Source organism: Paenibacillus sp. H1-7, from assembly GCF_022354825.1.
Classification (GTDB): domain Bacteria; phylum Bacillota; class Bacilli; order Paenibacillales; family NBRC-103111; genus Paenibacillus_S.
In genome coordinates this window covers 3,298,257-3,310,812 of sequence record NZ_CP031168.1, presented here as the reverse complement: position 1 = coordinate 3,310,812, position 12,556 = coordinate 3,298,257, and the positions used below count along the sequence as shown (strand labels likewise).

At 50.4% G+C, this 12,556-nt stretch carries 12 protein-coding genes; 1 reads left to right on the top strand and 11 read right to left on the bottom strand.

Annotated features, from left to right (window positions below; translation table 11 throughout):
* The first annotated feature begins 21 nt into the window (after positions 1 to 21).
* Complete coding sequence (locus DVH26_RS14765; protein WP_239634433.1) at positions 22 to 1,023, top strand: inorganic phosphate transporter; 1,002 nt, start codon at positions 22 to 24, stop codon at positions 1,021 to 1,023.
* Between the two features lie 62 nt (positions 1,024 to 1,085).
* Here DVH26_RS14765 and DVH26_RS14760 read toward each other — a convergent pair whose 3' ends face one another.
* From DVH26_RS14760 to DVH26_RS14710, 11 genes are all read right to left on the bottom strand, one after another.
* Positions 1,086 to 1,706 carry a redox-sensing transcriptional repressor Rex gene (locus tag DVH26_RS14760; RefSeq protein WP_239634432.1) on the bottom strand — a complete coding sequence of 207 codons (621 nt, stop codon included), beginning with the start codon at positions 1,704 to 1,706 and terminating at the stop codon, positions 1,086 to 1,088.
* The gene (gene dinG, locus DVH26_RS14755) at positions 1,703 to 4,558 is read right to left on the bottom strand and encodes an ATP-dependent DNA helicase DinG (protein ID WP_239634431.1); all 2,856 of its coding nucleotides are present in this window, start codon (positions 4,556 to 4,558) and stop codon (positions 1,703 to 1,705) included. The genes DVH26_RS14760 and dinG overlap by 4 nt, the downstream gene beginning before the upstream one ends.
* A gap of 81 nt (positions 4,559 to 4,639) precedes the next feature.
* Positions 4,640 to 5,278, bottom strand: coding sequence for a tetratricopeptide repeat protein (locus DVH26_RS14750; protein WP_239634430.1), 639 nt, complete (start codon positions 5,276 to 5,278; stop codon positions 4,640 to 4,642).
* A gap of 62 nt (positions 5,279 to 5,340) precedes the next feature.
* On the bottom strand, positions 5,341 to 5,724 hold the full coding sequence (gene panD / locus DVH26_RS14745; protein ID WP_239634429.1) for an aspartate 1-decarboxylase: 384 nt from the start codon (positions 5,722 to 5,724) through the stop codon (positions 5,341 to 5,343).
* A 53-nt stretch (positions 5,725 to 5,777) separates the two neighbouring features.
* The gene (gene panC, locus DVH26_RS14740; RefSeq protein ID WP_239635376.1) at positions 5,778 to 6,641 is read right to left on the bottom strand and encodes a pantoate--beta-alanine ligase; all 864 of its coding nucleotides are present in this window, start codon (positions 6,639 to 6,641) and stop codon (positions 5,778 to 5,780) included.
* Between the two features lie 38 nt (positions 6,642 to 6,679).
* Positions 6,680 to 7,534 (bottom strand): 3-methyl-2-oxobutanoate hydroxymethyltransferase, encoded by an 855-nt coding sequence (gene panB / locus DVH26_RS14735; protein WP_239634428.1) that lies wholly within the window; start codon positions 7,532 to 7,534, stop codon positions 6,680 to 6,682.
* A 293-nt stretch (positions 7,535 to 7,827) separates the two neighbouring features.
* Positions 7,828 to 8,811, bottom strand: coding sequence for a biotin--[acetyl-CoA-carboxylase] ligase (locus DVH26_RS14730; RefSeq protein ID WP_239635375.1), 984 nt, complete (start codon positions 8,809 to 8,811; stop codon positions 7,828 to 7,830).
* Entirely contained in the window at positions 8,804 to 10,108 is a 1,305-nt protein-coding gene (locus DVH26_RS14725) for a CCA tRNA nucleotidyltransferase (RefSeq protein ID WP_239634427.1), read from the bottom strand. Before DVH26_RS14725 ends, DVH26_RS14730 begins: the two co-directional genes overlap by 8 nt.
* Before the next feature lie 13 nt (positions 10,109 to 10,121).
* Positions 10,122 to 11,291, bottom strand: a complete 1,170-nt coding sequence (gene bshA / locus DVH26_RS14720) for an N-acetyl-alpha-D-glucosaminyl L-malate synthase BshA (RefSeq protein WP_239634426.1) — start codon at positions 11,289 to 11,291, stop codon at positions 10,122 to 10,124.
* Between the two features lie 61 nt (positions 11,292 to 11,352).
* Entirely contained in the window at positions 11,353 to 12,051 is a 699-nt protein-coding gene (bshB1, locus tag DVH26_RS14715; protein WP_239634425.1) for a bacillithiol biosynthesis deacetylase BshB1, read from the bottom strand.
* Positions 12,048 to 12,467 (bottom strand): methylglyoxal synthase, encoded by a 420-nt coding sequence (locus tag DVH26_RS14710; RefSeq protein ID WP_239635374.1) that lies wholly within the window; start codon positions 12,465 to 12,467, stop codon positions 12,048 to 12,050. The genes bshB1 and DVH26_RS14710 overlap by 4 nt, the downstream gene beginning before the upstream one ends.
* Positions 12,468 to 12,556: the final 89 nt, after the last annotated feature.

Genomic DNA, 12,556 nt, shown 5'->3' with positions numbered 1-12,556 from the left:
CATAATCGGTAGGAGGTAAACATGCTAACCTTTTTAATAATCATCGTTGCTCTGGCGCTTCTGTTTGACTTTATTAACGGATTTCATGACACGGCGAATGCTATAGCAACTTCTATTTCAACCCGGGCGCTCTCTCCCAAGTTCGCGGTCTTTTATGCAGCGATATTGAACTTTATTGGAGCGATCTTCTCGTCGGAGGTGGCCAAGACGGTCGGAGGAAAGGTTGCGAACCCTGCGACGGTCGAGAACGGCGTACTTGTTGTTATTGCGGCATTGCTAACTGCTATTATATGGAATCTAGTCACATGGTATTTCGGCATTCCATCCTCCTCCTCGCATACGCTGATCGGCTCGCTGGCCGGCGCGGTTATTGCTGGCGCTGGGGTAGCCTCCGTCAACTGGAGCGGCTTCAAGGAAATCATCATCATTCTGATCTTATCGCCCATCGTTGCATTTGCTACGGGGATTATTGTTATGTGGATTATTCGCCGAATTATTTTCATGAGCGGCAATCATTCCAGATCGAAGCTGAACCGGATGTTCCGTTTCTTTCAAATTTTCTCCGCAGGGCTGCTGTCTTTGTCCCACGGCGGGAACGATGCTCAGAAAGCGATGGGAATCATTGTCTTCGGTATGGTTGCTTTAGGTCATCACGACTCACTGGATGTTCCGTTATGGGTCAAGCTGTCGGCTGCTACCGCAATGGGCTTGGGTACTTCGATCGGCGGATGGAAAATTATTAAAACGGTAAGTAAAAACCTGATCAAGATCGAGCCGATCAACGGATTTGCTTCCGACTTAAATTCTTCCATCATTATCCAAACATCGACGGCCATGGGGATGCCTCTTTCCACCACTCATGTTATCTCCTCTTCCATCATCGGTACGGGTGCTGTCATGAGGTTCCATGATGTGAAATGGGCTACGGTTACCAAAATGGTCATGACCTGGATTATTACGATCCCAATCAGTATGGCTCTGGCCTATATCATTTACAAAATCATCTTCCTACTGTCTGCATAAGGTAAGGACGCACAAAAAAGCCTACATCGAATGTAGGCTTTTTTCATGTTCTCATTTTTCCATTAATCCAAGTAGTACGCCAAGCTTTGCAGCTCGGTGGTGAAATCGGCGTGATGGACACGAATTTCGTTCGGGACCTTGATGATAATAGGTGCAAAATTCAGTATCGCTTCAACGCCTGCTTCCACAAACTGGTTGGCTACGTTCTGCGCTTCGGCCGCCGGTACGGTTATAATGCCGATTCGAACATGCAGAGCTTCGATCGTTTCCTTCAGCTCGCCCATCGGCTTCACATGAAGATTATTGATGGACTCCCCGATTTTCGAGGCATGGGCGTCAAACACGGCCACAATTTTCATATTATCCTTCAAATAAGCGTTGTAATTGCATAAGGCGCGCCCAAGATTTCCCGCTCCGACCAATGCAACAGGAATGACTTTATCCAGCTTCAGAATTTGCCGTATTTTCTCTATCAAATAATCGACGTCGTAGCCGATACCTTTTTTTCCAAACTCTCCGAAATAGGCTAAATCCTTTCGGATTTGCGCCGGATTCAAATCAAGCTTTTGACCCAGATCCTGTGAAGATACGGTGCTGACATTTTTCTTGCTCAGTTCGTTCAAAAATCGAAGATAGACGGGCAGCCGCCGAACGACCGCCTCTGATATTTTTATTGTTTTCATGTACCGCTTTCCCCCATCCACTGCTTAATTCTCGGAACCAACTGATTGGTCGGCATGTGCTCGATCTTGGGGCCGGGCAGCGAGTACAAAAAGTACTTCCCGTACGTCGTATCAATGACCCTGGTATCATAAATGATGACGATACCTTTATCGTTTGCGGTGCGTACGAGCCTTCCGAATCCTTGCTTGAAACGAATGACCGCTTGCGGAACCGACAGCTTCATAAACGCGTTTTGGTTCAGCTTTTTTAACTTCTCCGTCTTGGCTTCCACCAGAGGATGATTCGGCGGCTGAAATGGCAGCCGGACAATAGCCAGACAGGTCAGCGCATCTCCGGGAATGTCGACCCCTTCCCAAAAGCTGCTTGTGCCAAGCAGCACGCTTGCCGGGCTGCTCTGGAACATCCGCGTCAATTTGCTGCGGTTGCTGCTGTCTACCCCCTGCCCCAGCACCTGAATGCCGAACGGGCTTAGAACCTCCTTCAGCGAAGTATGAACCAGCTTCAGCATCCGGTTGGAAGTAAACAGCACCAGCATCCGGCCCTTCGTCTCCAAGGCCACTTCCGCAAGCGACTGCGTCAAATGATCGAGAAATTGCTGCTCGCCGGAATTTCCTCTAATGCTCGGAAAGTCTCTCGGTATCACAACCAGCGCTTGCTGACGGTAATTGAATGGCGACGGCAATTGAACCGTTTTCAGTTTGGCGGGTTCATCCTTGCTCTCGAGCCCCAGCTGTTCGCAGGTATAATCGAACGATTTGCCCACGGATAATGTAGCCGAAGTCATGACCACGCTGTCCTTGACATCGAAAAAATGCTGCTGAAGCATCGGGCTTACGTCGATAGGCACGCAAACCAATTGAAGCGACTTGGCTTTATTGAATTGGCCGCCTTCGAGCCAGTACACATAATTATCATCCGGCATGGTCATGAAGAAATGAAGATTGTCCCTCTGACGCGACAGCTCCTTCACCGTACCGCTAAGGTCGGTCACCATGCCTTGCAGATCCAGCTCTTCCTGCACTTCTTTCAGCTCGCTGACCATTTTGTCCAGCTTCTTCAGCACTTCATTCGTTACGAGGTGAATATTCTCCTCCAGAACAAGCAGCTTCTCCCAAACGGCCGGCGTATCGTCTTTCTTGACCCGGAAAACTAGCTGGCCGCCTTCGGTTTGCGAAGGATCCGAACGGGTAGCTAACAGCTGATACAACGCTTCCGCCAGCTCATCCCACTGCTCCTTAACCTGAACAAGCTTCGGTGCAACCGCATCGATCGTATCGCACCACGCTTGGGCCCGCTCCGATTCGTTTCTTTGCAGGCGCGCTTTCAACGAAGGCAGCTGGCCGCTTCTCGCGTCTTTATAAAGCCACCATAGCGTGTTAATAAAGGTGCCATAGTACAGCTCAATGCCTAAATGCTTGCTCGCCACCTCTTCGAAATGATGAGCCTCATCGATGACCAAATGTTTATAAGTCGGCAGCAGGCGGTTCTCCGCCTTCGTATCCGTAAACAACATAGAGTGGTTTGTAATGACCACGTCCGCTATGTTGGACTCATGGCGGGCGCGATGGTAAAAGCATTTCTTGAACCATGGACAAGCCCTATTCAGACAGGAGTCGGAATCGCTCGCCACCGAATGCCAGAACTGCGCACCCCGGTTAGCGGCAAAATGCAGCTCTTCTTCATCTCCGCTTTTCGTTTCGCTCAGCCAAACCAGCATCTGGCCGGCCGTGATCCGGTCTTCCTTGCCGTTCTCGAAATCCTGCATATTCAATTTATGCTCGAATTTACGCAAGCACAAATAATGGCTTCTTCCTTTCAGTACGGACGCCTGGAATCCTACGGGAAACAAGCTGTGAAGCAGAGGAATATCCCGCTCGCGAATTTGCTCCTGCAGATTGATCGTATGGGTGCTGACCAATACCTTCTTATCCTGCTTCAGCCCGTAATACAACGATGGGATCAAATAGCCCAGCGATTTACCCGTACCGGTTCCCGCTTCAACCATCAAGTGTAGTCCTTGCTGAAATGCCGATTCCACTTCCTCAAGCATCCGCACTTGAGCTTCCCGGTCCTCATATGAGGCGAACCGCTGCTTCATCTGTTCCTTCAACTGCTCATAGAAGTCCGAAAAGCTATCGGGAAGCTTGGATACGTCCGCATCCTCCCTAACCGGCTCTTCGTCTCCCCAATCGTCTACATTGATTGCGAACTGGCGGAAATAACGTCCTGTCTCCGTATCAACGGTGGTGAACATTTCCTTGTACGTTTTCATCTCTTGAACAAACCAGCCGAAATCGGACGTTACTCCATCGAACAGGATAGACAAGCGCTGAATGGTCAATAGCGGCAGACTTTGAAATTTCTGCAGACAGCGCAGCCAAATTTCAGCGGTTACTTCCGCATCGCTATCCGCCTGATGAGGCCTCTCGTGCTCGATCCCGAAGGCAAGACAAACCATGCTCAGCTGCAAGCTCGTTAATAAAGGGAACAATACCCGCAGCGTATCCATCGTGTCCAGCACCCGGCCGTCGAACGGAAAATAGCCGTTTTCATCAAGCGCTCTCTGCAGAAAGCTCAAATCAAAAGCGATATTGTGTCCGACCAGAACGCAATCCTGCAGAAGTGGAACCATTTCCGCTACTACCGCATCAAGCTCGGGAGCTTCGCGAACCATCTCGTCGTCAATGCCGGTTAGCGTTGTTATAGAAGAAGGTATACCTATCCCGGGATTTACCAGAGAAGTATACCTGTCCGTGATGATATCGTCTTGTATGATGACGAGGCCAACCTGTATAATGCGATCCGCAGGCTGGCTCCCGGTCGTTTCAAAATCCAATACCGCGAATTTCATTCCTTTTATGTCAATCCCTTCATTCCCACTCTCTTCTTAGCATACCAATACTGCAGGGAAAAGGGAATAGTAAACTTCATCCTATGGGAGCCGGTTCGGCTGCTGATGAAATTGAAGCTGGCCTTTTTTTTCTGCGCAGAGCCCCATTTCCATCAACGGCTGAACGCTCGTCGGATCCGTTTGGAAAGCAAGATTGAAATACTCGAAGGCTTTGTCCATGTTGCTGTGGTGAGCTTGAATGCAGCCCATAGCGTTGTACGAAATAGCTCTCATCTGGTTGTTCTCGGTTAATTGAGATAAAAAATGAAAATGACTGTAGCTCTCCGCGATGTCTCCTTTGCGCAAATAACTCATGGCCAAGTACATCCGAGCCAATGTAAAATCCGGCTGCTTATGCACCATCTCGGAAAACTCGCGGATCGCTTCGTCAAACATCAGGAGCTTATAATATCCTTGGCCTTTGGAAAAAGCGTCGGAGCGCTTGCCGACCATTTCGGGATCCGTATAATCATTGGTAAGTGGGGCTGGATGATGCTGCTGGTGAAAAGCGGCCAGCTTTTCTTCGAATAATAGCCATTCTTCAATAAACGTATCGCTCATCGCTTTCAATGCTTTCAGCTTCTCCTGAAGCTGCTTCTTTCTGACGCCTGTCGCCGTTGCATATTGGGAAGTCACTTCATCAAGCATTTCGTTCATGGAGGCAAATAAATGTTTGAACATGTAGGCATCCCACCTTAGCTGAGCATACCCTCATTTTTCGCCCCCACACGGCTTTTCATTCGTTACATGACGGTGGAATGAATTTCTTCCTTCAATACGCTGATAACCTTATTATTTTCGCCCATAATGGCAACTTGCGGATGATGCTTCCGTGCTTCTTCATCGGTCAGCATAACGTACGATAAAATAATGACGGTATCGCCTACCTGCACCATGCGTGCCGCTGCTCCGTTCAAACAGATGACACCGGATCCTCTCGGACCGGGAATAATGTAGGTTTCTAAGCGGGCGCCGTTATTGTTATTGACGATCTGCACCTTTTCATTTGGAAGCATATCGATCAAATCAAGCAAATCTTCATCGATCGTAATACTGCCTACGTAGTTCAGGTTCGCTTCGGTTACGGTCGCGCGGTGTATTTTGGATTTGAGCATCGTTCTGAACATGAGTTGAACCTCCTGTAAGAAGTTTTCTGAATAGAAAACCGGCTTCGTATAAATTACAACTGAATGATGGTATTGTCAATTAACCTTGTTTTACCGAACTTAACCGCCAACGCGACGATGATGCTCGACACTGCCTTCAAATCGGTTACCGGCTCCAATGAAGGATACGTCAAAACATCGGCGTAATCGATTTGCGCAAGCGGAGACTGCTCAATATGCTGCTTGACGGCTGCCTGCAGTTCCTCCGCCGCTATTGTTCCATTAGACTCTTTAACGAGCCGCTCGGCGAGTCTCAATGCGGAAGACAGCACCAGTGCCTGCTTGCGTTCCTCCGGCTGCAAATACACATTGCGCGAGCTCATCGCCAAGCCGTCCTCTTCTCTTAAGGTAGGACAAGGAATGATATCGACCGGAATGTTCAGATCATCCACCATTTGCTGAATGACGGCGACCTGCTGAGCGTCCTTCATCCCGAAGAACGCAAAGTCGGGCTGCACCATATTGAACAGCTTCGTAACTACGGTAGCCACTCCGTCAAAATGCCCCGGACGCGATGCTCCGCACAAACGATCGGTTACTTCCGACACCGATACGATCGTCTTGGTCGGCCGCGGATACATGTCGTCTACCGACGGCAGAAATACGAAATCGACGCCCGCTTCCTTAGCAAGAGCCAAATCTCTTTGCTCGTCGCGCGGATATCGCGAGAAGTCTTCATTGGGACCGAACTGCAGAGGATTAACGAATATGCTCAGGACTACGATGTCGCTCTTCTTGCGCGCTGCCTCCAGCAAGCTCGCATGTCCTTTATGGAGATAGCCCATCGTAGGCACGAAGCCAACCTTGACGGTCGGCCGCCCGGCTCTCGCCGCGCGAACCGCTTGGCGAATTTCATTTACGCTATGGAGCACTTTCATTTCTTTGGTCGTTTGCATCGTTTCTTCGCCCCCCCGATTTATTTCTTGCTTCCGTATAAAAATTCCGCAACTTCCTCTTCCATTTGGAAGGAATGGCTTGGCGCCGGAAACTCACGGTTTTTTACTTCCTCCACATACTTTATCAAGCCTTTTCGAACCGTGTCTCCAATGGAAGCATATTCTTTAACGAACCTTTTCGGCACAATGTTGGAGGCGTAGCCGAGCGCATCGTGAAATACCAGCACTTGTCCGTCACAATGCGGCCCTGCTCCGATACCGATCGTAGGGATCGAGAGCTCTTCGGAAATATGCGCGGCCAATTGCTCCGTCATGAGCTCCAGTACTACGGCAAAAGCTCCAGCCTGCTCCAACGCTTTTGCATCCTCAAGCAGCTTGCGTGCCGACTCTGAGTTTTTTCCCTGGATTTTATATCCGCCGATCTGATGAATCGATTGAGGCGTCAAGCCGATATGCCCCATCACTGGAATACCGGCACGCGTACAGGCTGCGACAGCTTCGGCGATCTCCGCTCCGCCTTCCATTTTGACCGCATGGGCTACCCCTTCCTGCATAAGGCGAGCCGCATTGCGCAGCGTTTGATCGATGCTTCCATGGTAGGTCATGAACGGCAAATCCGCCACGACGAAAGTAGACTTGGCTCCTCTTACGACCGCCCGGGTATGATATACCATATCGTCCAAGGTTACCGGTACGGTGGAGTCGTAACCAAGCACGACATTTCCTAATGAATCGCCGACCAAAATGACATCCACGCCCGCTTCCTCAGCCAATACAGCGGAAGGATAGTCGTATGCCGTTATTACCGAAATAGGAACGCCATCCGTTTTCATTTTTTTTAATTTCGACGTAGTGACCGGTTTGCGTTTTTCCATCTAACAACACACCTCTCCATTGAATTTTAACTACAAAGGCCAAGGTTAGTTTTAGTATGAACTAAAAAACCTTTTAGCCCTCGAGAGCTAAAAGGTTCACATGCAAAAAAAATCATATGATCCTTCTGTCTCGGTCCGTTAGGCTCAGAGCAGAATCCGACATATTCCAGGTAAAGCTATAAAGTTGTCCAGATAAAGCCATACAAGCAAGTACAAGTGTGATTCCTCGCGGATATCACCTTGATACTTACAGTATACCAGACTTTTCAAGTTTGGGAACCTTTTTTTCGACATTATGCATCCGGCGTAGCAAACTGAATATCTCCAGAATACCAGTTGGTCAAGCTCCCGTCCGGCAATCGCACGGTGATGGCGCCGGAGTCGTGCAGTCCGACCGCGAATCCTTCCGACACGCCTTTCGGCGTCTGCAGCCGGATCGAGCGCTGAAGAGATACGCTGAGCGCTTCCCACAGCAGCTTAATCGGTCCGAAGCCCTGCTCGTGATACAGCGTGTACAATGACTCCAGCTCCTGCAGGAACTGGCATAAGATGTCCTCGCGATTCCATTCCCTGCCTGCGGCTATGGCCAGCGATGTCGCTTTGGCCCTCAGCTCGTCATCCGGATAATCTTCCTGCTTCAGATTGACGCCGATCCCGATACCCGCGACGACAAATTGCAAATTCTCGTCCTCCGCGCTCGATTCGAGCAAGATGCCGCTAATTTTTTTACCTTCGATCAGCAGATCGTTAGGCCACTTTATACCAATCTGCAAACCTGTCGTCTGGCGCAGCGAACGGCAAAGCGCTACCGCCACCAGCAATGTGAGCTGAGGAGTGAACTGCAGCGGAATTCGCGGCTTCAGCAGGATGCTCATCCATATGCCTTTGCCTTTGGGCGAATGCCATTTGCGCCCCAGCCGGCCTCTGCCGGACGTTTGCTGCTCCGCAATGACCAAGGTGCCTTCCTCGGCTCCCTTAGCGACAAGCTCGCGAGCAACGATCTGCGTCGAATCAACCTCGTCGAAATAGCGGATCGTTTTGCCGAAGCTCTTTGTTTGCAGGCGGGACAGCAAGCTTGGTATATCCAGTCGAGCCGGCTTTCCTACAAGACGGTACCCTTTACGCGAGACGGCTTCGAATTCATAGCCTTCCTGGCGCAGTCGCTCAATGTGCTTCCAGATCGCCGTCCGGCTGCAGTTCAAGGTCATGCTCAGCTCTTCGCCGGACAGAAACTCATCCGGACGCGCCTCGAACATTTGAAGCAGTTGTTCATGTATGGCCACGGTTATCACTTTCCTTATTATTTGCTGCATATTGTGCCGCTTCATCTAATAGCGCACTTTTGTCATTAGCAACTTGTCCGAGTGCGGCTTGCTTGACCAAGTGCTGCAAAGTCTGAGCCACCCACGGTCCCGCCGGCTGCCCAATAGCAGCTATAAGCTCACCGCCGCTCAGCTGCAGGGAAGCCACCTTGTCTACCGGCATTTCCTCCAGCCATTGCATTCCAGATCTCATGCAATATGCTGCGCTTTCGTCCGATCCCCCCAAAGCGAGAAGCACTTGAAGGTTCATGGACAAAATGTCATGCAACGCTTCCATCGCCGGTTTGCCATGGCGGATGGCGGCAAGCTTCCATACCATCGCCGCAACCTTCTCTATCGGTTCAGAAGGATGCTGAGACAAGCCTTCCCCAACATAGACGGCTGCTCCAACGATATGCCGCACCTCGTCGATCTGCTGCTTCGAGAACGTCAAGCTTCGTAGTTCTTCCTCGGTTTGATCCGCTGAAGCGCCTAGTCGCAAATAGACATAGGCCCACCTTCTGAGCGGCCCCTTCAGCTTGCTTAAATCCGCTGGTTCCTTCAAGGATCCGAGAGATGCAAGAAGGAGCGGAATTTTGCTGTACCGCAAAATTCCACTCGCCGCCAAAAGGTCAATAGCTCGGTTGGGCGATGATCCCGACAGCATTCGCTCCAGCTCCATCCGTACCCGCTCCATTGCAATATGCTGGAGCAGCGGAGCCAGCCTGCACAATGCATCCCAAGTGGCCGCCTCTACTTCGAGAGCATATTCTGATGCGAACCGGATACAGCGAAGCATCCGCAGCGCATCCTCCTGAAGCCTCTCGTCGGCATTGCCGACACATCGAAGAATGCCCCGCTTCATATCGGATTCACCGTCAAAAGGATCGATCAGCTTGCGTTCGCGATCCAGCGCCATGGCGTTCATCGTGAAATCTCTGCGCCGCAAATCCTCATACAGGCTGTCGATATATTCAACTTCCGCAGGACGCCTATAGTTTTCATAAGCGTCCTCTTTGCGGAATGTCGTTACTTCATAGGGCTGCCCCTGGATCACTACCGTTACGGTTCCATGCTGAATCCCGGTCGGAATCGTTCTGGCAAACATACGCTCAACCTGCTCCGGACGCGCCGAAGTCGCGATATCGTAATCCTTCACTGGCCGATTCAATAATTGATCGCGGACGCAGCCGCCGACCAGGTACCCTTCAAATCCGTTCTTATGAAGCGTTTCAATCACTTCATAAGCTCCCTTTTCCAAAGCTTCCTTCATGCCGACCCCCGTTTTAACAGTTCAATGGTTTCAACTTGAGCTCGTCGGGCATGGGGATTCCCAGCACGCGATAGTAGATTTCCTCGTACTGCCTAGTAATGATGTCATTACAGAATGTATACCGCGCTCTATAAAGACAAGCTTCTCTCATCTTCTCGTACAAGCCCGGATCGGTCAGCAGCATTTTCGTATAATGCGCCATTTGATCCACATCGCCGATTTCGGCCAAGAATCCGGTCTCTTCGTGCGTAATCAGCTCCGGAATCCCTCCGGCATTCGAAGCGACCGACGGTACGCCGCAAGCCATCGCCTCCAGCGCTACTAGACCGAAGCTCTCCTTCTCGGATGGAAGCAGCATGACATCGGATAGCGAGAGCAATTGAGCGACATCATCCTGCTTGCCGCAGAAGGTAACCCGATCCAGCAGTCCCTTCTCCTTCACTTTGCACAATACTTTGGACAGCTCCGGCCCCTCGCCAACGAATAGAAGCCGGGACGGAACGTCCTTGCTGATCCGGTCGAATACCTCCACTACGTCCGTTACCCGTTTGACAGGGCGGAAATTGGAAATATGTATGAGAATCTTCTCGTCGGGATGCGCGAACTCCTTGCGTAATGCCGAAACCTCCCGCGGATAATAGACTCGTTTATCTACAAAGTTATACGCCAGATCAATTGGCTTATCAATGGACAGCAGATTGCGCGTTTCCTGAATCAAATCCTTGGATACCGCCGTAACGGCATCACTACGGTTGATTGCATAGCGGATCAGATCGCTCAACGATTCATCCTGGGCCAATACCGTAATATCGGTCCCGTGCAAAGTCGTAACCACCTTGATCCGGTCGTTGACCATTTGTTTGGCGAGCAGCGCGCATACGGCATGCGGAATCGCATAATGAACGTGCAATAGATCCAATTCCTCCAGCTGGACCACCTGCGCCAATTTACTTGCAAGCGACAAGTCGTACGGAGGATATTTGAATACGTAATAATCGTTGACTTCCACTTCATGATAATAAATGTTTTTATCGAATTTTCCTAAGCGGAAAGGCATGCTATGAGTAATAAAATGGACCTGATGACCTTTTTCGGCAAGCAGCTTGCCTAGTTCGGTAGCCACAACACCTGATCCTCCCAATGTAGGGTAACAGGTAATTCCTATTTTCAACCGATCTTTCACGCGGCTCCCTCCCTTGCTCATGGTTACTGTTTATTAGTATTTCCCACTGACTTCCATTGAATCAGAATAAATGGACTAAATATGGAAGCTTGCTGACGAAGCCTTCCGCATAAGGCACCATTCGTTTCTGCCCGAGCATCCGATCCTTCGCTTCTACGCGCTCCAAATATCCTTGGTTCAGAGGCGTGTTGACAAAATCGTTGCCGGACCCGACAGCTTCAAATTGCGTCCGGTAGGCTTGCAGCGCCTGCATCTTGCTGTCATGACTGTCTGTAATATCTACGATCAAATCGGACTCGGCAACATCGTTAATAAAATAAAAATAACACTGCTCCACCGTATGAGCTTCGGTTTCGGGCTCGTATCGGCGCAGCTTAGCGTTAAATACCGCTTCCTGCACCAGCTTGCTGCAAGCGATATGGTCCGGGTGACGGTCTTCCCAATACGGTGCAAATACGATTCTAGGTTTATGCTTGCGGATTTCCAGCGTAATGATCCGGATCAAATCCGGCCCCATCCACAGCCCACGGTCCGGCAAGCCCAGGTTGCTCCTCATTGCCAGACCCAGCAGCTCGGAAGCCAAAGCCGCCTCTTGCTGCCGAATCTCTACGGTACCGTTAGAGGACATCTCCGCCAACGTCAAGTCGCAGATCCCAACCTTGTAACCTGCCGAGGTATGCTTATAGATGGTGCCTCCCATACCAATTTCCGCGTCATCCGGATGAGCACCGAAAATAAGAATATCTAATGGTTCGGTCATTCCTCGATACCCGGCTTATATTTATGCACCAGCTCTCTCCACGCAAAATCTCCGCGGTCGAGCGCCTTTACCAAAATCTCCGCCGTGGCGATATTCGTTGCAACAGGAATCCCTTGAACGTCACAGAGACGAAGCAATGCAATGATATCCGGTTCATGAGGCTGCGCCATCAACGGATCGCGGAGAAAAATGATGAAGTCCATCTCATTGGTCGCAACCATCGCTCCGATCTGCTGATCGCCTCCGAGGGGGCCTGACATGAACCGGTGCACGTTCAGACTCGTATTCTCCATGATCCGCGTGCCGGTTGTTCCCGTCGCATACAGCTCATGGTGCTCGAACACCGTTTCATAAGCGATGACGAAATTAACCATCTCTTCTTTTTTTCTATCGTGTGCGATTAACGCTATCTTCATTGACATCCTGGTCGGCTCCTTTGGATAACTTACAAAACAAGGACTCGGCACATGCGTCATCCGCATGCTCCATGGTCCTTTGTCCGTTT